The following is a 21,645-nucleotide window of genomic DNA, read 5'->3' as shown; positions in this document are numbered from 1 at the left end:
TCCACAAGGGTGATTCCCGGCCCGCTAGGGTGGCGGGATGTCTGTCGACGCCGACGTCCTGCTGGCGGGCCCGCGCGGCCGTCGCCTGTGCCTGGAGTACGCGGTGGCATGCGCGTTCCGGGCCGAGACAGCGCAGAGCCGTGCGGCTGCCGACACCGTGTGGTGGGCGGCCGGCGCCTTCGAGACGAACGGCACCACGATCGTTCTCCGTTCCAGCGGCGACAGGACGCGGTACGAACCGCCGATCGCCTCGCCCACGGACGCGGCCGCGGCGCTCGATGCGATCGATCTCGCCGCGCCGACTTCCGCGACGCTGCGCGAAGCGCTTGCGGCGTCCGTGCAGGCGGCGATGTACTGGCAGGAGCCGGACGGGCGTGACCTGCTGTGCGCGACCGACGACGTGCAGTCGGCGCTTCGCCGCATCGCGGTGCTGATCGCCGGCTCGGCCGCCGCCGAGTGGTGGAGCGACGGCGTCGCGGGGGACGACCAGTGGAGCGTGCCGTGGCAGGGCACCGGCCGCCCCGCCGGCGACCTCGAGGCCGCCCTGCGTTCCTGGCGAGAGGCGACGGCGGCGGATGAGGCGCGTGCTGCGGCCGAGCGCCCCTCCGACCCCACCGCCCGATGGAGCGGCCAATGGTGGTCGATCCCGCCCGCTTCGCTCGTACGCACGACTCGCGCGCTCTCCGGCGACGGGCCGGCGGGACTCTGGTTCGTCGAGGACTCCTTCGGCGAGGACGCCGCCGCGGCCACGCCCGTCGACGTGTACCCGGCGCGGGTGCTCGAGATCTGCGGACCGGAGGACTGGGCGCGGCTGTGTGCGCAGCATCCGCTCGATGTCACCGCCTCCCGACGCCACGACTGGTTCCGCGTGACGGGCCGAGCCGGCCGCTGGGTCATGCCCGACTGGGCCGCCGTCGCCGCCGAGACGGATGCAGTCCATCTGAGTGTCGCGGGCTACCTGTCGACCGCCACGCGGCTGATCCAGGTCGACGGTGACCGTGCGGCGGTGCTCGCCGGGTGGAACCCGGACGAGACGTTCTGGTTCCGTGGGACCTCCGCACGCCCGGCGGGCGAGCAGCGGTGGCGGCGCGAGAACGATGTCTGGGAGCGTGTCGCGGACTGAGCCGACCTGGGCGCGGCAGCCGCGTGTGGCAGGGCGCGCCGTCCGGCACTAGTGTCAGGGGAGGCAGCGTCGCCGTCCCTCTTCCCCCGACTTGCGAGGAACACAGCATGAAGATCGGCATCCTGACGAGCGGCGGCGACTGCCCCGGACTCAACGCGGTCATCCGCGGCGTCGTGCTCAAGGGCACGACGACCTACGACCTCGAGTTCGTCGGCATCCGCGACGGCTGGCGCGGTGTGGTCGACGGCGACTTCTTCCCGCTGACCCGGCACGAGGTGAAGGGCCTGTCGAAGGTCGGCGGCACGATCCTCGGCACCTCGCGCACGAACCCTTACGAGGGCCCCCGCGGCGGCGCCGAGAACATCGCCAAGACGATGTACGGCCACCGCCTCGACGGCATCATCGCGATCGGCGGCGAAGGAACCCTCGCGGCGGCGAACCGCCTCGCCAACGACGGCATCAACGTGCTCGGCGTCCCGAAGACGATCGACAACGACCTTCGCGCCACCGACTACTCCTTCGGCTTCGACACCGCCGTCAACATCGCGACGGACGCGATGGACCGCCTGCGCACCACCGGCGATTCCCACCAGCGGTGCATGGTCGCCGAGGTCATGGGCCGTCACGTCGGCTGGATCGCCCTTCACGCCGGCATGGCCGCGGGCGCGCACGCCATCTGCATCCCCGAGGTGCCGATGTCGATCGACGAGATCACCGCCCTGGTCTCGAAGGCCCACGACCGCGGCCGCGCGCCGCTCGTCGTCGTGTCGGAGGGCTTCACCCTCACGGGCATGGACGAGGCCTACAGCGACAAGGGCCTCGACGCCTTCAACCGCCCGCGCCTCGGCGGCATCAGCGAGATCCTCGCGCCCGAGATCGAGCGCATCACGGGCATCGAGACCCGTGCCACGGTGCTGGGCCACATCCAGCGGGGCGGCTCGCCGTCGGGCTTCGACCGCGTGCTCGCCACGCGCCTCGGCCTGCACGCCGCCGACGCGGTCGTCGACGGCGCGTGGGGTCAGATGGTCGCGATGCGCGGCACCGACATCGTGCGCGTCCCCTTCGCCGACGCCCTCGGCGAGCTCAACACCGTTCCCCTCTACCGCTACGAAGAAGCCGCCGCGCTGTTCGGCTGAGTTCATCGTCGCTCTGTCTCACTGAGATCAGGAGATCTGGCGGGGACAGGTCGTTTCGCGTCGTGTCGTCCTGTGCGGGCCAGATTCCTGATCTCGGGAGCGGATGCGTGGATCCCGCTCAGACGTCGGCGACGCCCAGCACGTCCAGGAGCCACGCCAGCTCGAACGCGCGTTCGCGCCAGGCGTTGTAGCGGCCCGAGACGCCGCCGTGACCGGCGACCATCTCGCATTTGAGCAGGGCGTCGGCGCCGACCTCGCGCAGGCGTGCGACCCACTTCGCAGGCTCGACGTACAGGACCCGGGTGTCGTTGAGCGACGTGACGGCGAGGATGCGGGGGTACGCGGCATCCGTCCGCACGTTCTCGTAGGGCGAGTACGACTTCATATAGGCGTAGACGTCGGCGTTGTGGAGCGGGTCGCCCCACTCGTCCCACTCGATCACCGTGAGCGGCAGCGACGGGTCGAGGATCGTGGTCAGAGCGTCGACGAACGGCACGTCGGCGAGCACGCCGGCGAAGAGCTCGGGCGCGATGTTCGCGACCGCGCCCATCAGCAGGCCCCCGGCCGAGCCGCCCTCGGCGACGAGCTGGGAGGCCGTCGTGTAGCCGTTGTCGACGAGGTGCAGCGCGCTGTCGACGAAGTCCGTGAAGGTGTTGCGCTTGTTGAGGAGCTTGCCGTCCTCGTACCACTGGCGGCCCATCTCGCCCCCGCCGCGCACGTGGGCGACGGCGAAGACGACGCCGCGGTCGAGCTCCGACAGGCGCGGCACCGAGAATCCGGGTTCGATCGAGTGCTCGTAGGAGCCGTAGCCGTACAGGTGCACCGGGCGGGGTGCGACGCCGGCATCGCCGAACGAGCGCTTGTAGACGAGCGAGATCGGGATCTGCGTCCCGTCCTGCGCGGTCGCCCACACGCGCTCCTGCGCGTATTCGGACGGCTCGTAGCCGCCGAGCACAGGCTGGCGCTTGCGCAGGTGCAGCTCGCGCGTGGCGACGTCGAGGTCGTAGACGGTGCCGGGCGTGACGAACGAGCCGTAGCCGAGGCGCAGCAGGGGAGGAGCCCACTCGGGGTTGCCGCCCGTGCCCACCGAGTACAGCGGCTCGTCGAACGAGATCTCGTCCACGGCGCCGCTCGCGTAGTCGAGCATGCCGAGGCGTGCGAGGCCGCCGCGGCGGTAGCCCACGACACCCCAGTCGCGGAAGGTCGAGACGCCGAGCAGGCGCTCGCCGGGACGGTGGGGGATCACGACAGAGCGGTCGCCGGACGGATCGGATGCTGCCACCCGCACCAGCTCGAAGTCCAGGGCTCCATCGTTGTGGAGGACGAACAGGACGTCCTCGCCATCGACGACGGCGTGCTCGGAGTCGTATTCGACGCCCTCGGTCCGCGGCCACACCACGCGCGGCTCGCCTCGGAGGTCGTCGGCATCCAGCAGCCATTCCTCACTCGTGATGGAGGAGCCGAGGCCGATCACGAGGAAGCGGTCGCTGCGGGTGAATCCCGCGCCCACCCAGTACTTCTCGTCGGGCTCGTGGAAGAGCTGCGCGTCGTCGGCGACGGCCGTGCCGAGCTCGTGCAGCCAGACGGTGTCGGGGCGCCACGCGTCGTCGACGGTCGTGTAGACGATGAAGCGGCCGTCGGGGGAGAAGGTCGCACCCGCGAAGGTGCCGGGGATCTCGTCGGGGAGCTGCTCGCCCGTCACGAGGTCGCGCACGCGCACCGTGTAGCGCTCGTCGCCCGCGACGTCGACGCCGTAGAGCATGAGCGTGCCGTCGTTCGACACCTCGAAGCTCCCGAGCGAGAAGAACTCGTGGCCCTCGGCCTCGACGTTGCCGTCGAGAAGGATCTGCTCGCCCGCGACCTCGACGTCGGGGGAGAGCTCAGGGGGCGTCCAGTCGTCGGCGGACGCGAGCGGGGCGCGGCACTGGATGCCGTACTGCTTGCCCTCGAGCGTGCGGCCGTAGTACCACCACTCGCCGCGGCGGGTCGGCACCGACAGGTCGGTCTCGAGGGTGCGGCCCTTGATCTCGCCGAAGATGCGCTCGCGCAGCCCCTCGAGGTGCGCGGTGCGCTGCTGCGTGTACGCGTTCTCGGCCTCCAGGTGCGCGATGACGGCCGCGTCGTCTTTCTCGCGGAACCACTCGTAGCGGTCTTCGACGTCGTCGCCGTGATGCGATCGGACCGTGATCTTGCTGTCTGCGACGGGCGGACGGATGCCGGCGACAGGGGTGGACGAAGAGGCTGCGGAGTCGCTGAGAGTCACCGTTCCACGCTAGTCGCCTGCTGAGTTGACCGTCAGGGTCGCCGATGTAGGATTCTTCCTGGCCGGTTGCCGGTTCCTGAACTCTTGGTGAACTGTTCGTTCGTCGCGCCGATCTCGTCGGCACACCCTTCTCCACTCCTCCTCCCCGAAAGCGAACGGTGGAAACCGCAACCCTCATCATCGTTCTGGTGATCGCGCTGGCGCTGTTCTTCGATTTCACGAACGGCTTCCACGACACCGCGAACGCGATGGCGACGCCCATCGCCACGGGCGCACTCAAGCCCAAGACCGCCGTGCTCCTCGCCGCTGTGCTGAACCTGGTCGGCGCGTTCCTGTCGACGGAGGTCGCCCAGACGATCTCGGGCGGCATCATCAACGAGGATCAGATCTCGCATGACATCTTCCCCGAGATCATCCTCGCCGGCCTCATCGGCGCCATCACGTGGAACATGCTCACGTGGCTCCTCGGCCTTCCCTCTTCGTCGTCGCACGCCCTGTTCGGCGGGCTCATCGGCGCCACGATCGTCGGGGTCGGCCTCACCGCGGTGAACTTCGGCGTCGTGATGTCGAAGGTGATCCTGCCGGCGTTCATCGCGCCCGTCACGGCCGGCGTCATCGCGTTCAGCGCCACGAAACTCGCGTACGTGCTCACGCGGCGCTACGACAGCAAGCCCGACGGCCGCGACGGCTTCCGGTTCGGCCAGATCTTCACGTCGTCGCTGGTGGCGCTCGCCCACGGCACGAACGACGCGCAGAAGACGATGGGCATCATCACGCTCCTTCTCATCACCGCGGGTCTGCAGTCGGCCTCGAACCCTGAGCCGCAGACGTGGGTGGTGTTCGCGTGCGCGATCACGATCGCGCTCGGCACGTACATGGGCGGCTGGCGCATCATCCGCACCCTCGGCAAGGGTCTCACCGAGGTCAAGCCGGCGCAGGGCTTCGCGGCCGAGGCGTCGACGGCGTCCACGATCCTCGCTTCGAGCGCCCTCGGCTTCGCGCTGTCGACCACCCAGGTCGCATCGGGCTCGGTCATCGGCTCTGGCCTCGGCCGTCGCGGCTCGCAGGTGCGGTGGCGCACCGCCGGCCGCATCATGGTCGGCTGGATCCTCACGCTTCCCGCGGCCGGTGCGGTCGGCGCCGTCGCGGCGCTCATCGTCGTGTGGCTGCCGGTGTGGGGCGTCATCATCGACGCGGTCCTCGCCGTCGTGATCATCCTCTTCCTCTTCATGCGCTCGCGCCGCGACGAGGTCACCGCGTCGAACGCGATGAGCGAGGTCGCAGACTCCGGTCGGGCCGTCAAGGTCAAGCGCAACCCTCCGCCCACGCGCCGCCAGCGCGCACTCGCGCGCGACGAGGCGCGGCGCGTGGCCGCGGCGGAAGCGGCGGCGAAGAAGGCCGCCAAGGCGGCCGGGCGATCCGAGAACCGGTCGAAGGACGGAGGCCCGCGATGACCATCAACTGGCTCGCCTTCGTTCAGGTGTTCGTCGCGGCGTTCATCTCGGCCGTCGTGGTCGTCTCGTTCTACGCGCTCGGCCTGCGGCTGCTCGTGCGCGCCGGCCGCGCCCCCGTGGTGGCTCCCGCGGAGTTCACCGACGCCATCACCGTCATCTCCGAGAAGGAGGCGCGGCGCGCCGAGAAGGCCGCCGCGAAGGCTGCCAAGCGCAGTCCGCTCACCGACGGCCAGAAGCGGTTCGCGCTCGTCGGCGCCTACGCGTGCTTCGCGGTGTGCGCCGCGGCCGTGCTCGGCGGACTGCTGCTCATCGTCTTCAACCACTGAGCGGCGCGATCGCGCCGGGGCGGGATGCTGTCGGCACGACGGCCTAGGCTGAGGCCCATGGCCACCGCCACATCCGTCCAGTTCGGTCAGTACCCGCCTGCGCGGCGCACGCTGCTGCATGTCAGCGACACGCACCTGCTCGCGGGCAACGCGCCGCTCGGCGGCCGTTTCGACACCGCGGCGAACCTCGCCCGGACGCTCGAGGCGGCCGAGGCCACCGGCATCCGTCCCGACGCGGTCGTGTTCACGGGCGACCTGACGGATCTCGGCGAGCCCGAGGCCTACACCGCGCTGCGCGCAGCAGTGGAGCCGGTGGCGGAACGACTCGGCGCCCCGGTGGTGTGGGTCGCCGGCAACCACGACAAGCGTCCGGCGCTGCGGCGCGATCTCCTCGGGCTGGCGCCGACCGAGGAACCCGTGACCGGCGTGTGGGATCTCGGCGGACTGCGGCTCATCGGCCTCGACTCGACGGTGCCCGGCTGGCATCACGGCGATCTGGACCACGGGCAGCTCGAATGGCTGCGCCGTGAGCTGGCGACACCGGCGCCGCTCGGCACGATCCTGGCGCTGCACCATCCGCCGCTGCCGTCGCACGTGCCGCTGTTCGACATCCTCGAGCTCCGGGACCAGGGGCGGCTCGCCGACGTGATCGCCGGCACCGACGTGCGCGCGATCCTCGCGGGCCACCTGCACTACTCGACGAGCGGCACGTTCGCGGGCGTCCCGGTGAGCGTGGCCGCGGCCACGTGCTACACGATGAACCTCGCGCGTCCCGCGGTCGAGGTCAACGGCATGGACGCCGGCCAGTCCTTCCACCTGGTGCACGTGTACGACGACACGATCACCCACGCCGTCGTGCCCGTCGTCGAGGCGCCGACCGGCGACGTCTTCTCCGCCGAGTGGGTGGAGCGGATGTCGCGCCTCACGCCCGAGGAGCGGCTCGAGGCCTTCTCGCGCAAGCGTGGCTGACAGAGTTCTCCTCACCCCGTCCCGCCACCGTGTATGCGTACGTGTGGTCAGGTGTACGCCGTGTACAGCCCGGCCGGCGGGTGCCGCGAGTAGGCTCGAATCATCCCGCACACCGCTGTGAACGACCCACGAGGACTGCAACACATGGCTCTGGACGCAATGACGCGAACCCGCATCGAGACCGACTCCCTGGGATCCCTGGAGATCCCCGCCGACGCGTATTGGGGCATCCACACCGCCCGCGCGCTGGAGAACTTCCCGATCTCGAAGAGGCCGATCTCGGTCTACCCCGACCTGGTGCGGGCGCTGGCGATGGTGAAGCAGGCGTCGGCTCGCGCGAACCGCGAGATCGGGGTGCTCGACCCCGCGAAGGCCGACCTCATCGACCGGGCCGCCCAGCTCGTCATCGACGGCGACTTCCACGACCAGTTCGTCGTGGGGGTCATCCAGGGCGGCGCCGGCACGTCGACCAACATGAACGCGAACGAGGTCATCACCAACATCGCGCTCGAGCTCGCCGGACGCGAGAAGGGCGACTATGAGTTCCTGTCGCCGATCGACGACACCAACCGCAGCCAGTCGACGAACGACGTCTACCCGACCGCGATCAAGGTCGGACTCGGTCTCGACCTGAAGACGCTGCTCGAAGAGCTCGACCTGCTGCGCCGCGCGTTCCTCGCGAAGGCCGTCGAGTTCCACGACGTGCTCAAGGTCGGCCGCACCCAGTTGCAGGACGCCGTGCCGATGACCCTCGGCCAGGAGTTCCACGGGTTCGCCACGACCCTCGGCTACGACCACCAGCGCCTCACCGAGAACGCCTACCTCCTGTACGAGGTCAACATGGGCGCGACCGCGATCGGCACCGGCATCACGACCCACCCGGCGTACGCGCCCGCAGTGCTGCGCCACCTCCGCGAGATCTCGGGGCTCGACCTCGCCACGGCCTCCGACCTGGTCGAGTCCACGAGCGACACCGGTTCGTTCATGTCATTCTCGGCGTCGCTCAAGCGCAACGCGATCAAGCTGTCGAAGATCTGCAACGACCTGCGTCTGCTCTCGTCGGGCCCGCAGGCGGGGTTCGGCGAGATCAACCTTCCCGCACGACAGGCGGGGTCCAGCATCATGCCCGGCAAGGTGAACCCCGTCATCCCCGAGGTCGTCAACCAGGTCGCGTTCTCGGTCGCGGGCGCCGACCTCACGGTCACGATGGCGGTCGAGGGCGGCCAGCTGCAGCTCAACGCGTTCGAGCCGGTCATCGCGCACTCGATCTTCCAGTCCATCACGTGGCTGCGTCAGGCGATGTTCACGCTGCGCGTCAACTGCGTCGACGGCATCACCGCGAACCGCGAGCGGCTCGGCGCCATGGTGGGTTCGTCCGTCGGCGTGATCACCGCGCTCACGCCGTTCATCGGCTACGCGGCAGCCGCGGCGCTGGCGAAGGCCGCCCTGCTCACCGGGCGCGGCGTCGCCGACCTGGTGGTCGAGGCCGGGCTCATGTCGCGAGACGAGGTCGCCAAGCAGCTCTCGCCCGCCCGCCTGTCGGGACTCGAGACCGTCACCGCCGCCATCCCGATCGTGGTGGCGCCCGAGGACGTCGTCGCGGAGGCACCGGCAGACACGCGCTGAGCCGGTTGCCGCGGGCGGCTCCCGATCGATAACGTCAGGGAGACTCGAACGAAAGGCGAGAAATGACCGATCCGCAGAACCCGGCCGCACCCGAGCCTCCGCAGCAGCCCGCGTCGCAGCCCACTGCGCCTCAGCCCCCCGCCGACGCGCCGGTTGCGCCCGCGGCGGAACCCGTCGCTCCCGCACCGGACTACCCTGCACCGTCGGCGCCCGCCGCCCAGCCCGAGTACGCGGCGGCTCCGCCGGCGTCCCCCGCGGGCGCGCCGGCCTACAGCGCCGCGCCCCCGGCGTACAGCGCGGCGCCGCCCGCCGCGTACGGGGCGCCGGCCGACGCGCCCGTCCCGGGCAAGACGCTCGGCATCGTCGCGTTCATCCTGTCGTTCTTCGTCCAGCTGGTCGCGCTGATCCTCGGCATCGTCGCGCTCGTGCAGAGCCGCAAGGCCGGGGTCAAGAACGGCTTCGCCCTCGCGGCGATCATCATCTCGGCGGTGCTGATCGTCGTCGGCATCATCGTGACGATCATCATCCTGACCGTGGTGTTCGGTGGTCTCGCAGCTGCCTGCGCCGAACTCGGCCCGGGTGTGTGGGAACTCCAGGGCGGTGGCACGATCACCTGCAACTGACGCAGGCATCGACGTGGGAGGCGGGTCCGCGGCGCGGGCCCGCCTTTCGCGTCGTCAGAGCGCGACCTCAGCCGAGGATGCGGCAGTGCGTCGTGAGCGCGCCGATGCCGTCGATCCCCACGGTGACGGTCGAGCGGTCGCGCAGGAACACCTGCGGATCCCGCGAGTAGCCGGCGCCGCCCGGACTGCCCGTCGAGATGAGCGTCCCCGGCAGCAGAGTCGCCGACCTCGACAGATGCGAGATGAGCGTGGCGACCGGGCGCACCATCTGGCCCGTGGTCGCATCCTGCAGCGTCGTGCCGTCGAGGACTGTCCAGATATGGAGGTCCTGCGGATCAGGCACTTCGTCGGCGGTGACCACGAACGGCCCGGTCGGCGTGAAGCCGTCGAAGGACTTGCAGCGCGACCATTGCGCCTCGGAGTACTGGATGTCGCGCGCGGTGATGTCGTTGACCACCGTGTACCCCCAGACGTGGTCGAGGGCGTCCTCGGGGGACACGTCTTTCGCCGGGGTGCCGATGATGACACCGAGCTCGGCCTCGTAGTCGACGGACTCGCTGAGCGAACGCGGCCAGGTCGTGGTGTGGTCGTGCCCGGCCAGCGAGTTCGGCCAGAGCACGAACACGGTCGGCGTCGAGTCCGTCTTCAGCCCGAGCTCGCTGGAGTGCGCCGCGTAGTTGAGGCCGATCGCGAGGATCACCGGGGGCGCGAGAACGGCGGATGCGAAGCCCATTCCGTCGAGCGGATGCCGCGTGCCACGGTCTGCGGATTCCCGCACGCGTGCGAGCAGCTCGTCGCCGCCGGCGATGAGCTCCTCGAGCACGCGGGGCGCTCCATCGAACAGCTCCTCGACGATCGCCACCTCGTCGCCCTCGACGAGTGCGAGCCTCGGCTCACCCGACTCCGGCGGCACGACATGGGCGAAGCGCATGCCCCCAACCTAGCCGCCGGGGTGTGCCGGTGGGCGGTCCACGGCCCGGATGACGGGTGGGCGTCGTGCACCCATAGGCTGTGCGCATGACGCTCGACCCCGGTGCCTCCCGTCCCCGGCCCTCGCTCACGCCGCCGGAGTTCGCCTCCGCGCTCGCACAGCCCCGCGTCGCGGCTCCCGCGGCGATCACGCCCCCGTCGTCCTCGCCCACACCCGTGCAGCTGCCCACCGCCGCCGCGCGTCGCGGACGCAGCGCATCGGTCTGGATCATCGGCATCCTCGTGCTCGTGCTGATCGTGCTGGTGGCGTACTTCCTCACCGCGCTCGGCCCGGCGGCGTCGCTGATCGGGATGGTGCTGGCGGTGGTGCCGCTGGTGGGCGTGCTGTTCGCGGTGCGGATCGTGGACCGCTGGGAACCCGAGCCCCGCGGACTGCTCATCCTGGCTATCGCGTGGGGTGCGATCGCCGCCGTCGGCATCGCGCTCGGTGTCGACCTGCTGCTGTCGATGGTGTTCGGCCCGGCGACCGGGGCCCGCGAGGTGCTGCAGACCGTCGTCCAGGCGCCGGTCGTCGAGGAGTTCGCGAAGGGGCTCGGCGTATTCCTCATCTTCGCGACCGCTCGGCGCGCGTTCGACGGCCCGATCGACGGCATCGTCTACGGCGCGCTGGTCGGCGCCGGCTTCGCGTTCACCGAGAACATCCAGTACTTCGCGGTGAGCTTCATCGAGGGCGGCGCGACCGAGACGACCACGACGTTCTTCCTGCGCGGCATCCTGTCGCCCTTCGCGCACGTCATGTTCACCAGCGTCACCGGCTTCGCGCTCGGTCTTGCCGCGCGCCGCGGACTGTCGACCGGTCAGGCGATCGGGCCCGGGCTGCTCGGGCTCGCGGGCGCGATCGCGCTGCACGCGTTCTGGAACGGGTCCGCCATGTTCGGGGACTTCTTCTTCCTCTACCTGACGTTGCAGGTGCCGCTGTTCATCGGGTTCATCCTCGGTGTCGTGGCGCTCCGGCGAGAGGAGTCGCGGCTCACGCGACGCCGGCTCGGCGAGTACGCAGCCGCCGGCTGGTTCACGCCGCAGGAGGTCGACATGCTCGCGACCTCGGCGGGGCGCAAGGCCGCCCTCGCGTGGGCGCGGACGCTGCGAGGGGACCGCACGCCGCTCATGAAGACCTTCATCACGGATGCCACGGCCCTCGCTGCGACACGCCAGCGGGCGATCACGGGGCGCGATCCGCAGGCCGCGGCTGAGGAACGGGACCTGCTCGCGAAGACCGCGGCGACCCGCGCCGCTATGTTCGCGCCGTGACCCGCGAAGCGACGCGAGAACCCCCGATACGAAGACTCAGCGCTCGGTGCCGCGGCGATGCCTGCGTGTCTACCGAGCGCTGAGTTGGTCTGCCCCCCAGCATGCCGGGACGCCTGCGCGGGTGTCAAGAGAACCCCGGCGGTTCTCCTGACGGCGAACTCGCTCGGCGCCGGCGCGCTTCCAATGATTGGATGGACGCATGACTGACGACCGCACAAAGCCCGAGATCGACGCACCCGCCGGCCCGGCGCCGGCCGACCTCGTCGTCCGCGACATCGTCGTGGGCTCCGGCGCCGAGGCGAAGCCCGGCGATACCGTGACCGTCCACTACGTGGGCGTCGAGTACGAGACCGGCGAAGAGTTCGACTCGTCGTGGAACCGCGGTGAGAGCATCCAGTTCCCGCTCCGTGGCCTCATCCAGGGCTGGCAGGACGGCATCCCGGGCATGAAGGAGGGCGGTCGCCGCGAGCTCGTCATCCCGCCGCACCTCGCTTACGGTCCGGCCGGTGGCCACTTCCTCGGCGGCAAGACGCTGATCTTCGTCATCGACCTCATCAAGGTCGGCTGACTCCATCCCGATCGTCCGGAGGGGGCGGATGCTGCGGCATCCGCCCCCTCCGTGGTCTCCAGGAGTTCGCACGTAATTTACATTCACGGGAATAGAACGTCTGCGAGGCTGTGTTGGAACCCGTATGCCCGTCCCCTCGGGCGCCCCACACGGACCTGAACACGAAGGACGAACATGACCGACTCCACCACGATCGACGTTCCCGGCTACAAGGCGGGCACCTGGGTGCTCGACCCCGCGCACAGCGAGGTCACCTTCAGCGTGCGCCACATGATGATCTCGAAGGTGCGCGGCACCTTCGGCATGAAGAGCGCCACCCTCGTTGCCCCGGAGAACCCGCTCGAGGCCAAGGTGGAGGCATCCGTCGACGTCACCTCCGTCGACACGAAGGACGAGGGCCGTGACAACCACCTGCGCTCGGCCGACTTCTTCGACGCCGAGAACCACCCCACGATGGAGTTCGTCTCGACCGGCGCCCACGTGAAGGACGGCGAGTTCTTCGTGGACGGCGACCTCACCATCCGCGGCATCACCAAGCCCGTGTCGTTCGAGTTCGAGTTCGGCGGCTTCGGCACCGACCCGTGGGGCAACTACAAGGCGGGCGCGACGGCCAAGACGGTCGTGAACCGCGAGGACTTCGGCCTCACCTGGAACGCGGCCCTCGAGACGGGCGGCGTGCTGGTCGGCAAGGACGTCACCATCACGCTCGACCTGCAGGGCGCGCTCCAGCAGGACTGACCTTCCGCAGGCGAGAGAAGAGCGGATGCCTCGACCCCGAGGCATCCGCTCTTCGCGTACGCAGTCGGTCCTGCGCGAGCAGGATGCCGAGGAACACGACGAGCGCGCCGATCGGCTCGTTCCACGTGATCGTCTCGCCGAGGATCAGGATGCCGAGGATCACCCCGACGACCGGGGTGATGTAGGTCACGGTCGAGGCGCGCGTGGGCCCCCACGCGCGCACGGTGTTCTGGTTCCACACGTACGCGATGCCTGTTCCGAGACAGCCGAGCAGCAGCAGGCTCACCACGATCGGCACGTCGAGGCGCACGGGCGTCAGCACGAGGAACGGCGTCAGCAGAGCCATGACGACGCCGGCCATCGCGATGTAGCCGAACGTGAATGCGAGCGCCGACATCCCGGTGTTCGAGACGAAGCGCCGCATGTAGGCGAAGCTGAAGCCGTAGCTCGCCGTCGCGCCGAGGATGGCGAATTCGGCGACGAGGCTCCCGTCGAGGGCGATGCCCTGCCACGGGGCGATGATCACCACGACGCCGAGGATGCCGACGCCGATCCCGAGGACCTGCAGGGCCTTGAGTCGCTCGACGCGGAAGACCAGCCACGCCATGATCGCGGTCATGATCGGCGTGGTCGCGTTGAAGATGCTGGCGACGCCGGAACTGACGTGCTGCTGCGCCCACGAGAACAGCAGGAACGGGATGACGCAGAACGTGAGCCCGAGCACGGTCAGGTGCGCCCACACCTTGAGGCTGCGGGTCAGGTGCTCGCGCCGCAGGAGGACGAGTGCGCCGAGGGTCAGCGCGCCGAGGAGGATGCGGGTCCACGCGACCTGCGCGGGCGAGATGCCGGTGAGCGACACCTTCATGAAGAGGAAGCTCGCGCCCCACACGATCCCGGCGAGGACGAACTGCACCGTGATCCAGCGCGGGGACGGCAGCCTCTCCGCACGCGTCGCCGGCGGAGCCGTTCTTGTCGAGGTCACGGTGGCCACCGTACGCCCGCCCGCCGACGCTGGAGCCCAGGAGGGGATGCGACGTCCGAAATCCGCCGTTGTGCGGCCGTCAGGCTACGGGCGCGGCTCAGGGGACGGGATTCTCGGCGTCGTACGCGCGGAACCGCGGCGTGAGCCGCACCAGCGTCGCCACCAGCCCGATGATGATGAGGCCGCCCACGAGCGGCGGGAACCACAGTGCGGTGAGCGTCGCCAGCGTGCCCGCGTACAGGGCGCCGAGGCGTGGGCCGCCCGTCACCACGACGATGAAGATCCCCTGCAGGCGGCCGCGGATCGTGTCGGGCACCGCGGACTGCACCATCGTGTTGCGGAAGATCGAGCTGATGTTGTCGGCGGCGCCCGAGACCGCGAGCACGAGGCACGCGAGTGCGATGAGCACGAGGTTCGGGGTGTCGGCGTCGACGCCGTCCGGGGCGAACCACCCCAGCGCCGCGGCGCCCAGGACGAGTCCCAGCGCGGCGATCGAGCCGCCGTACGCGAGGATCGCGCGCTCGATCCCGACGCCCTGACGTCGGATGCCGCCGACCCGGCCCGAGAACAGACTGGAGGCGAAGGCTCCGGCCGCAACCGAGGCGGTGAGCACGCCCGTCGTGATCGGCCCGCCGCCGAGCAGCACCGCGCCGATCGCGGGGAAGAGCGAGAGCGGCTGGCCGAAGGTCATCGCGATGATGTCGAGGATGAACTGCAGCCTGATGTTCGACGCGCGCTTCAGGAACCGCCAGCCGTCGCGGAGCGACTCGAGTCCCGGCCGCACGACCTCGCCCTCGGGACGGAGGTTCGGAAGGGTCCACAGCCCGAGGAAGAGCGATGTCATGAGCACGACGTCGAGCGTGTAGGTCCACGCGTAGCCGGTGAGGGCGACCAGCACACCCGCGAGGGCGGGCCCGGCCATCACCATGATCCCGACCGTGATGCCGCCCAGCGCCGACGCCGCCGGAAGGAGCTCGCGCGGGAGCAGGCGCGGAACGATCGCCTGACGCGAGGCGAACACGATCGAGTTCGCCGACGAGTTGACGATGCTCAGCGCGTACAGCCACCACACGGTCTCGAGATCCGCCCAGGTCAGCACGGCGAGCAGCGCGGTCGAGGCGAACGTGACGGTCGCGGCGATGAGGGCCACCGCCCGGCGGTCGAACGCGTCGGCGAGCATGCCGCCGTAGATCCCGGCGAAGACCATCGGCACGAGCCCCGCGACCGCGATCATCGACACCGCGAACGTCGACCCGGTCAGGTCGTACATCTGCAGCATGATCGCGACGATGGTCAGCTGCCCGCCGAGACCGGCGAGCGTCGAGCCGATCCACATGCGCGCGAACGCCGGGCTGGCGCGGAAGGGCCGCAGGTCGATGAAGTGGCTGCGATGCTCCCCGGCGCTCACTCGTCGGCCTCGGTGTGCTGCACGGATCCGAGCGTACCCGGGCGCATGGGCGGCCGGTTCGCCGGGGCATCCGTTGGCTGGTAGACTCTTCAGGTTGCCGTTGGATCGGCCGCGGAGAAAGAGAGCTCGCACATCGGGTGACGAGCACCGCGCAACAAGCAGAGAGGGGATCACCTATGGCACTGGAAGCAGACGTCAAGAAGGCGATCATCGAAGAGTACGCGACGCACCCCGGTGACACCGGATCCCCCGAGGTGCAGGTCGCGATGCTGACGCAGCGCATCAAGGACCTCACCGAGCACCTCAAGGAGCACAAGCACGACCACCACTCGCGTCGTGGGCTGTTCCTGCTCGTCGGTCAGCGCCGCCGCCTGTTGGGCTACCTCCAGGACATCGACATCAACCGTTACCGCTCGCTCATCGAGCGCCTCGGTCTCCGTCGATAAGGCATCGACCAGCGTTCAATCGCGCAAAACATTCTTGAGAAGGCCTCCCCACGGTGTGGGGAGGCCTTCGTCGTTCCCGGATGTCTCAGCCCGACAGTCGAGCGGATGCCCCGGCCCGCGCCGCGACCAGATCCGCGTGGTGGATCTCGGCGACGTCGGGGTGCGCGCGCAGCCGCGACTTCAGCGCGTTCTCGCCGTATAGAGCGTGGATCGGGTTCGACGGATCCTGAGTGACGCCGCGCGCCTGCGCCGCGAGCTCGTCGGGCAGCTCGATGAGCGGCAGACGCTTGTCGAGGGCGGGATTGAAGAAGAACGGCACCGAGATCCGGTCGTCCGGGTAGCGCGGCGAGATCACGCGGTGCTTCGTCGCGGTGAGGTAGCCCTGCGTCGCGTACTCGAGCAGCTCGCCGATGTTGACGACGAAGGCGCCGGGCACCGGCGGGGCATCCACCCACTCGCCGTGGCGCTCGACCTGGAGGCCGCCCTTGCCGGGCTCGACCCACAGCAGAGTCAGCACGCCGGAGTCCTTGTGGGCGCCCACACCCTGCTGCGGCGTCGGGTCCTCCTTGCCCGGATATCGCACGATCTTGATGAGCGTCGAGGGCTCGCCGAAGTGCTCGTCGAAGTAGTTCTCGGGTGCGCCGAGCGACAGGGCCCAGGCGCGCAGCAGCCTGCGAGCGACGCCCGACAGGTGGTCGTGCCACTCCGAGACGACCTCGCGGAGCTCCGGCTGCGCACTCGGCCACAGGTTCGGGCCGATGAGCCGTGCGAAGTCGGGGGCGTCGGCGTCGGTGATCGCCTCGCGCTCAGGACCGATGTCGATCTGCTCGCGCCAGTCGACCTTGCCCTGCGTGCGCTCGCCGCCGATGCGGGTGTAGCCGCGGAAGTGCGGGCTGTTGACGTTCTCGATCGCGAGCTTGTCCGCCTCGGGGAGGGCGAAGAAGTCGCGTGCGGCCTGGTGCAGTCGCGCCTCCAGCTCGGGCGAGACGCCCGTGCCGGTCAGGTAGAAGAAGCCGACGTCGTGCGTCGCGGCGCGCAGGTCGTCGCGGAACTGCGCGGCCGCCTCCGGGCCCGCGTCGAGCCGGGAGAGGTCGAGGATCGGCAGATTGAGGTCGGTCATGGTGCGAGAGTAGGCGGCTGTCGCGGCATCCGTCCTGTTTGTTGCGCACGGTTAAGCCGGGGCGGCGGGAGGTTCCGACGCCCCGGCTCGGAGTTCTTCAGGAGCGTGCGAAGAAGGTGCGGATGTCGCCGACGACGAGCTCGGGGACCTCCAGTGCCGCGTAGTGGCCGCCGCGCTCGAAGCGGCTCCACTGGACGATGTTCGAGTTGTCGCGCTCGGCGAACACCTTGATCGTCTGGAAGTCGTCCTTGAAGACGGCGACTCCTGTGCGTGCGTCGCTGACGCGGGGTTCGGCTTCCGCCAGCATGTTGTCGCGGTAGGCGCGGCTCATGCCCGCCGAGGCGTTCGCGAACCAGGCCACGCTCACCTCGGTGAGGATCGCATCGAGCGGGACCAGCGACGTGCCGTTGCCGAACGAGTTGAACAGCTCGGCGTAGGCGAGGTGACCGACGGGCGAGTCGGACAGCGCAGCGGCGACGGTCTGGGGTCGGGCGGCGTTCATCGTGTTGTAGGCGCCGACCGACTGGAACCACTGCATGTGCTCGAGGCCGGCGTAGTCCTGCGGCTCGAGCTTCTCGAACTCCGCCGGGTCGCCCGAGGGGAACGAGAACAGCTGCAGCACATGCAGCCCGAGGAAGCCGTCGGGGGCGAGCAGACCGAGTTCGCGGGCGATCATCGCGCCGTTGTCACTGCCGTGGATGCCGTACGAGTCGTAGCCCAGGCGGCGCATGAGCACGTCGTACGCGGCGGCGACACGGGAGGTGGTCCAGCCGGCGTCGGTCACGGGCTGGCTGAAGCCGAAGCCCGGGGCATCGGGCACGACGACGTCGAACGCGTCCTCGGCGCGGCCGCCGTGCGCGACCGGGTCGACGAGCGGGCCGATCATGTCGAGGTAGTCGACGAACGAGCCCGGGTACGTGTGCGCGAGGAGCAGCGGGGTCGCGCCCTCGTGCGGAGAGCGGGCGTGCACGAAGTGGATCGTCTGTCCGTCGATCTCGGTCGTGAACTGCGGGAACTCGTTCATGCGGGCTTCGGCGGCACGCCAGTCGAAGCGGCGCCAGTGCGCGACGGCGTCGGCGAGGTAGTCGTTGGGCGTTCCCGACTCCCAGTCATCGGAGGGTGCGGGCTGGGGGAGTCGCGTGCGGGCGAGCCGGTCGCGGAGGTCGTCGACGTCGGCCTCGGGCACGTCGATGCGGAAGGGGCGGATGTCGGTGCTGGGGGCGGTTGCGGTGTTCATGTCTCCGACGCTACGGTCGAAACAGGCAAGCTATCTTCCTGTTATCCGAACTCATGACGAATCGAGCGCGATGGCCGACACCTCGGCGCGGATGCTCGCGCTCCTCGCGCTGCTGCAGAGTCGCCCGCGCTGGCCGGGGCCGGAGCTCGCGGCGCGGCTCGACGTCTCCGTGCGCACGATCCGCAACGACATCGAGCGTCTGCGCACGCTCGGCTATCCGGTCGAGGCGGAGCGCGGTCGCGCCGGCTCGTACCGGCTGGCCGCCGGAGGGAAGCTTCCGCCGCTGCTGCTGGACGACGACGAGGCGGTCGCCGTGGCGATCGGGCTGCGCGTGACGCGCGGGGTGGCCGGCGTCGACGAAGCCGGTGCCCGCGCGCTCGCGAAGCTGCTGCAGGTCCTCCCCGATCGGCTGCGGCCGACCGTGGACGCCGTCGCGACGACGATCGATCGCGGCCCCGAGAACGTCGGCACCGATGCGCCCGACCCCGAGGTCGAACCCCACGTGCTGAGTGCCGTCGCGCAGGCCGTGCACGCGGGGGAGTGGCTGAGATTCGAAGATCGCGGCACTCCGCGTCGAGTCGAGCCGTATCGGCTGCTCAGCTGGCAGCGACGGTGGTATCTGGTCGCACGCGATCCCGACACGGACGACTGGGAGACGTTCCGCCTGGACTGGATCGAGCCGCGCATGCCGACGCGCCGACCCTTCGACCCGGTGCCGGTGCCCGGGGGAGACTTCACGGCCTTCGCGCTGAGGTCGATCGCGGCCGCGGGCTGGAACGTGCACGCGCGCCTGCGGATCGCCGCTCCCGCGGACGACGTGATCGCGCGGATCAACCCGACCGTGGGGGTGGTGGAGGCGATCGACCCCACGACGTCGGTGCTCGTCACCGGGGCCGACAGCCTCGAGACGATCGCGGCCTACATCGGCATGCTCGGCATGGACTTCACGGTCGACTCCCCGGTCGAGCTCGTGCCGCACCTGCGGCGTCTCGCGGAGCGCTATGTCCGCGCGTCGGCCGAGGCATCCGCGCCGTAACCGAGATGGACAGCCGCACAGCTGTTCGGTAGCGTCGTAGGTAAGGCTCACCTATGTTGAGTGTCTCCGCTCGCGGAGGCCGCAGGTGTGCCGCGGTGCAACGGAGCGCCGAGTCATCCGCACCACCTTGGGAACCCCGTTGCTCGCCACTTTCCTCATCGGCCTGCGTGAAGGCCTCGAAGCCGCGCTCGTCGTCGGCATCCTCGTCGCCTACCTCACGAAGCTCGGTCGCCGCGATGTGCTGCCCCGTCTGTGGGCCGGCGTCGGCCTCGCCATCGCGCTCGCAGTCGCCATCGGGGCGATCCTCACGTTCGGGGCGTACACCCTGACGTTCGAGGCGCAGGAGCTCCTCGGCGGGCTGCTGTCGCTCCTCGCGGTCGCGATGGTCACCTGGATGATCTTCTGGATGCAGAAGACCGCCCGTACCCTCAAGCGGACGCTCGAGGGTGACATCGATCGCGCGCTCGCGACGGGGAGCCTGTGGGCTCTGGTCGCGATCGGCTTCGTCTCGGTCGCGCGCGAAGGCGTCGAGACCACCCTCCTGCTGTGGTCGATGGTGCAGTCGTTCGGCGAGGCGCCCGCCGCGCTCGCCGGTGCGCTGCTGGGACTTGTGACCGCCGTCCTTCTCGGCTGGGCGCTGGCGCGCGGGATGCTGCGCCTCGACCTCCGCATCTTCTTCGGGTGGACCGGTGCCTTCCTCGTCATCGTCGCCGCCGGCGTGCTGACCTACGCGATCCACGACCTGCAGGAGGCCGGGGCGCTTCCCGGCCCGTTCACCGCGGCCGCCCCGATCGACCCCGTCACCGGCGAGGTCGCGGTCGGCTGGGCGGCGTTCCCGCTCGGCTGGGCCTTCGATGTGACCGCGTCGATCCCTCCGGGAAGCGCGCTCGCGGCCATCCTGCAGGCGACCGTCGGCTTCATGCCGCGCATGTCATGGCTGCAGGTCGTCGCGTGGGTGCTCTACGTCGGCATCGTCGGCGGTATCTGGCTGCGCGGCCAGGTGCGCTCCCGCCCCGCCGCGCGCCCGGCTGCGACCGAGGTCGCCGCATCCGCCGCACCCGCGTCCGAATCTTCCGAACCGTCGCCCGTTCCGTCCTCGCAAGGAGAAGCATGACCTCTCGTCTCTTTCCGGCCCTCGCCTTCGCCGGCGTCGGCGCCCTCATCCTGTCGGGTTGCGTCGCGAAGGCCGACCTCGCCGGGTCCGACGCGCTGTCGGTGTCGTCGACGGCTGCCGGCTGCGAGGTGTCCGGCTCGTCCGCCACCAGCGGCACGCTCACGTTCGACGTGAGCAACGACGGCGACGAGGTCACCGAGTTCTACCTGCTGGCCGAGGATGGCCTGCGCATCGTCGGCGAGGTCGAGAACATCGCCCCCGGCGCCTCGCGCACCCTCACCGTCGTCGCCCAGCCGGGCGACTATTACACGCTGTGCAAGCCGGGAATGATCGGCGAGGGCGTCGGCAAGGCCGCGTTCGCGGTCTCGGGCGAGGCGGTCGAGGTGTCCGGTGAGGACGCCGAGCAGAAGCAGCAGGCTGTCGAGCTGTACGCCGGGTTCGTCAAGGACCAGGTCGGGCAGCTCGCCCCGGCCGTGTCCGATTTCGTCGCCGCATACGAGTCGGGCGACGACGAGACCGCGCGCACGCAGTTCCCCGCCGTGCGCGCGTACTACGAGCGCATCGAGCCCGTGGCCGAGGCGCTGGGCGACCTCGACCCGCGCATCGACTACCGCGAGGTCGACGCCGTCGCCGAGGGCCTCGATTGGACGGGCTTCCACCGCATCGAGAAGGACCTGTGGGTACCCGCCGCCGACGCGCTGAACGCCGACGGCGAGACCCCCGCGTGGCAGGACTGGGCGCCGTCGACGACCGAGGAGCGCGCCGCGTTCGGCGACCAGCTCATCGCCGACGTGCAGGAGCTGTACGACTACGTGCACTCCGACGAGTTCCAGGATTCGCTCGACGCGCAGGGCATCGCCGGCATCTCGAACGGCGCGATCGCGCTCCTCGACGAGGTCGCGACCGGCAAGATCCAGGGCGAGGAGGACTGGTGGTCGGGCACCGACCTGTCGGACTTCGCCGCCAACGTCGAGGGCTCGAAGATGGCGTTCTCGCTGGTGCGCGACTTCGCGGCGGCACAGGGCGACGCGGGCACCGCGCTCGCCGACGAGATCGACGGCGGGTACGCCGAGCTCGAGTCCGCGCTGGCGGAGTACGGCTCACTCGAGGACGGCTTCGTCGTGTACACCGAGCTCACCGACGAAGACAAGCGCGAGCTCACCGACCTCATCAACGCCCTCGCCGAGCCGCTCGCGCAGCTCACGAACACCGTGCTGGCCTGAGTTGACCACATC

20 protein-coding genes are annotated in these 21,645 nt (G+C 70.1%); 14 read left to right on the top strand and 6 right to left on the bottom strand.

Translation table 11 applies throughout. From position 1 onward, the window contains the following. The first annotated feature begins 37 nt into the window (after positions 1 to 37). Both RS82_RS04935 and RS82_RS04930 read left to right on the top strand, forming a co-directional pair. On the top strand, positions 38 to 1,123 hold the full coding sequence (locus tag RS82_RS04935; protein ID WP_045297352.1) for a hypothetical protein: 1,086 nt from the start codon (positions 38 to 40) through the stop codon (positions 1,121 to 1,123). 107 nt (positions 1,124 to 1,230) lie between these two features. Further along, positions 1,231 to 2,259 carry an ATP-dependent 6-phosphofructokinase gene (locus RS82_RS04930; RefSeq protein WP_045297351.1) on the top strand — a complete coding sequence of 343 codons (1,029 nt, stop codon included), beginning with the start codon at positions 1,231 to 1,233 and terminating at the stop codon, positions 2,257 to 2,259. A 118-nt stretch (positions 2,260 to 2,377) separates the two neighbouring features. Here the strand turns inward: RS82_RS04930 and RS82_RS04925 are convergent, their stop codons facing one another. Further along, a complete protein-coding gene (locus tag RS82_RS04925) occupies positions 2,378 to 4,522 on the bottom strand; it encodes a S9 family peptidase (protein WP_245619516.1) in 2,145 nt (714 codons plus the stop codon). Positions 4,523 to 4,680: 158 nt separating this feature from the next. On the opposite strand from RS82_RS04925, the gene RS82_RS04920 reads away from it, so the two are divergent. The 5 genes from RS82_RS04920 to RS82_RS21310 all read left to right on the top strand — a co-directional run bounded on the left by RS82_RS04920 (position 4,681) and on the right by RS82_RS21310 (position 9,520). Beyond that, positions 4,681 to 5,976, top strand: coding sequence for an inorganic phosphate transporter (locus RS82_RS04920; RefSeq protein WP_045297349.1), 1,296 nt, complete (start codon positions 4,681 to 4,683; stop codon positions 5,974 to 5,976). Next, positions 5,973 to 6,302, top strand: coding sequence for a hypothetical protein (locus RS82_RS04915; protein WP_045297347.1), 330 nt, complete (start codon positions 5,973 to 5,975; stop codon positions 6,300 to 6,302). The genes RS82_RS04920 and RS82_RS04915 overlap by 4 nt, the downstream gene beginning before the upstream one ends. Before the next feature lie 57 nt (positions 6,303 to 6,359). Continuing rightward, entirely contained in the window at positions 6,360 to 7,271 is a 912-nt protein-coding gene (locus tag RS82_RS04910; protein WP_045297345.1) for a phosphodiesterase, read from the top strand. Between the two features lie 144 nt (positions 7,272 to 7,415). Further along, positions 7,416 to 8,897, top strand: coding sequence for an aspartate ammonia-lyase (locus tag RS82_RS04905; RefSeq protein WP_045297343.1), 1,482 nt, complete (start codon positions 7,416 to 7,418; stop codon positions 8,895 to 8,897). Positions 8,898 to 8,959: 62 nt separating this feature from the next. Beyond that, positions 8,960 to 9,520: a hypothetical protein gene (locus RS82_RS21310; RefSeq protein WP_052676695.1), complete on the top strand. Its 561-nt coding sequence runs from the start codon at positions 8,960 to 8,962 to the stop codon at positions 9,518 to 9,520. Positions 9,521 to 9,587: 67 nt separating this feature from the next. Here the strand turns inward: RS82_RS21310 and RS82_RS04895 are convergent, their stop codons facing one another. After that, positions 9,588 to 10,451 carry a fumarylacetoacetate hydrolase family protein gene (locus RS82_RS04895; RefSeq protein ID WP_045297342.1) on the bottom strand — a complete coding sequence of 288 codons (864 nt, stop codon included), beginning with the start codon at positions 10,449 to 10,451 and terminating at the stop codon, positions 9,588 to 9,590. 86 nt (positions 10,452 to 10,537) lie between these two features. On the opposite strand from RS82_RS04895, the gene RS82_RS04890 reads away from it, so the two are divergent. The 3 genes from RS82_RS04890 (at position 10,538) to RS82_RS04880 (ending at position 13,067) form a co-directional block, all read left to right on the top strand. Beyond that, complete coding sequence (locus tag RS82_RS04890) at positions 10,538 to 11,761, top strand: PrsW family intramembrane metalloprotease (RefSeq protein ID WP_045297340.1); 1,224 nt, start codon at positions 10,538 to 10,540, stop codon at positions 11,759 to 11,761. Positions 11,762 to 11,960: 199 nt separating this feature from the next. Continuing rightward, positions 11,961 to 12,329, top strand: a complete 369-nt coding sequence (locus tag RS82_RS04885; protein ID WP_045297338.1) for an FKBP-type peptidyl-prolyl cis-trans isomerase — start codon at positions 11,961 to 11,963, stop codon at positions 12,327 to 12,329. Positions 12,330 to 12,503: 174 nt separating this feature from the next. Then, positions 12,504 to 13,067 (top strand): YceI family protein, encoded by a 564-nt coding sequence (locus RS82_RS04880; protein ID WP_045297337.1) that lies wholly within the window; start codon positions 12,504 to 12,506, stop codon positions 13,065 to 13,067. Here the strand turns inward: RS82_RS04880 and RS82_RS04875 are convergent. Both RS82_RS04875 and RS82_RS04870 read right to left on the bottom strand, forming a co-directional pair. Continuing rightward, positions 13,030 to 14,049 (bottom strand): DMT family transporter, encoded by a 1,020-nt coding sequence (locus tag RS82_RS04875; RefSeq protein ID WP_084695462.1) that lies wholly within the window; start codon positions 14,047 to 14,049, stop codon positions 13,030 to 13,032. The two genes, RS82_RS04880 and RS82_RS04875, sit on opposite strands and share 38 nt — an antisense overlap. Positions 14,050 to 14,146: 97 nt before the next feature. Then, positions 14,147 to 15,457, bottom strand: a complete 1,311-nt coding sequence (locus tag RS82_RS04870) for an MFS transporter (protein WP_045297335.1) — start codon at positions 15,455 to 15,457, stop codon at positions 14,147 to 14,149. 176 nt (positions 15,458 to 15,633) lie between these two features. On the opposite strand from RS82_RS04870, the gene rpsO reads away from it, so the two are divergent. Further along, entirely contained in the window at positions 15,634 to 15,903 is a 270-nt protein-coding gene (rpsO, locus tag RS82_RS04865) for a 30S ribosomal protein S15 (protein ID WP_005048780.1), read from the top strand. A gap of 85 nt (positions 15,904 to 15,988) precedes the next feature. On the opposite strand, the gene RS82_RS04860 is transcribed toward rpsO, so the two are convergent. Next, positions 15,989 to 17,023, bottom strand: coding sequence for an isopenicillin N synthase family dioxygenase (locus RS82_RS04860; protein WP_045297334.1), 1,035 nt, complete (start codon positions 17,021 to 17,023; stop codon positions 15,989 to 15,991). A gap of 97 nt (positions 17,024 to 17,120) precedes the next feature. Further along, positions 17,121 to 18,260 (bottom strand): epoxide hydrolase family protein, encoded by a 1,140-nt coding sequence (locus RS82_RS04855; RefSeq protein ID WP_045297332.1) that lies wholly within the window; start codon positions 18,258 to 18,260, stop codon positions 17,121 to 17,123. A gap of 70 nt (positions 18,261 to 18,330) precedes the next feature. On the opposite strand from RS82_RS04855, the gene RS82_RS04850 reads away from it, so the two are divergent. From RS82_RS04850 to efeO, 3 genes are all read left to right on the top strand, one after another. Then, positions 18,331 to 19,296 (top strand): helix-turn-helix transcriptional regulator, encoded by a 966-nt coding sequence (locus RS82_RS04850; protein WP_045297331.1) that lies wholly within the window; start codon positions 18,331 to 18,333, stop codon positions 19,294 to 19,296. A 139-nt stretch (positions 19,297 to 19,435) separates the two neighbouring features. Next, complete coding sequence (gene efeU / locus RS82_RS04845) at positions 19,436 to 20,410, top strand: iron uptake transporter permease EfeU (protein ID WP_045297329.1); 975 nt, start codon at positions 19,436 to 19,438, stop codon at positions 20,408 to 20,410. Beyond that, positions 20,407 to 21,633 carry an iron uptake system protein EfeO gene (gene efeO, locus RS82_RS04840; RefSeq protein WP_045297328.1) on the top strand — a complete coding sequence of 409 codons (1,227 nt, stop codon included), beginning with the start codon at positions 20,407 to 20,409 and terminating at the stop codon, positions 21,631 to 21,633. The genes efeU and efeO overlap by 4 nt, the downstream gene beginning before the upstream one ends. Positions 21,634 to 21,645 lie beyond the last annotated feature (12 nt).

The sequence above is a fragment of the Microbacterium trichothecenolyticum genome, from assembly GCF_000956465.1.
GTDB lineage: Bacteria > Actinomycetota > Actinomycetes > Actinomycetales > Microbacteriaceae > Microbacterium > Microbacterium trichothecenolyticum.
This window is presented reverse-complemented; position numbering and strand designations above follow the sequence as displayed.

Excerpts from the sequence above, each read along its gene's own strand:
- RS82_RS04935 (WP_045297352.1), top strand. The coding sequence starts at position 38 with ATGTCTGTCGACGCCGACGTCCTGCTGGCGGGCCCGCGCGGCCGTCGC.
- RS82_RS04930 (WP_045297351.1), top strand. The coding sequence starts at position 1,231 with ATGAAGATCGGCATCCTGACGAGCGGCGGCGACTGCCCCGGACTCAAC.
- RS82_RS04915 (WP_045297347.1), top strand. The coding sequence starts at position 5,973 with ATGACCATCAACTGGCTCGCCTTCGTTCAGGTGTTCGTCGCGGCGTTC.
- RS82_RS04910 (WP_045297345.1), top strand. The coding sequence starts at position 6,360 with ATGGCCACCGCCACATCCGTCCAGTTCGGTCAGTACCCGCCTGCGCGG.
- RS82_RS04905 (WP_045297343.1), top strand. The coding sequence starts at position 7,416 with ATGGCTCTGGACGCAATGACGCGAACCCGCATCGAGACCGACTCCCTG.
- RS82_RS21310 (WP_052676695.1), top strand. The coding sequence starts at position 8,960 with ATGACCGATCCGCAGAACCCGGCCGCACCCGAGCCTCCGCAGCAGCCC.
- RS82_RS04895 (WP_045297342.1), bottom strand. The coding sequence starts at position 10,451 with ATGCGCTTCGCCCATGTCGTGCCGCCGGAGTCGGGTGAGCCGAGGCTC.
- RS82_RS04890 (WP_045297340.1), top strand. The coding sequence starts at position 10,538 with ATGACGCTCGACCCCGGTGCCTCCCGTCCCCGGCCCTCGCTCACGCCG.
- RS82_RS04885 (WP_045297338.1), top strand. The coding sequence starts at position 11,961 with ATGACTGACGACCGCACAAAGCCCGAGATCGACGCACCCGCCGGCCCG.
- RS82_RS04880 (WP_045297337.1), top strand. The coding sequence starts at position 12,504 with ATGACCGACTCCACCACGATCGACGTTCCCGGCTACAAGGCGGGCACC.
- rpsO (WP_005048780.1), top strand. The coding sequence starts at position 15,634 with ATGGCACTGGAAGCAGACGTCAAGAAGGCGATCATCGAAGAGTACGCG.
- RS82_RS04860 (WP_045297334.1), bottom strand. The coding sequence starts at position 17,023 with ATGACCGACCTCAATCTGCCGATCCTCGACCTCTCCCGGCTCGACGCG.
- RS82_RS04855 (WP_045297332.1), bottom strand. The coding sequence starts at position 18,260 with ATGAACACCGCAACCGCCCCCAGCACCGACATCCGCCCCTTCCGCATC.
- RS82_RS04850 (WP_045297331.1), top strand. The coding sequence starts at position 18,331 with ATGGCCGACACCTCGGCGCGGATGCTCGCGCTCCTCGCGCTGCTGCAG.
- efeO (WP_045297328.1), top strand. The coding sequence starts at position 20,407 with ATGACCTCTCGTCTCTTTCCGGCCCTCGCCTTCGCCGGCGTCGGCGCC.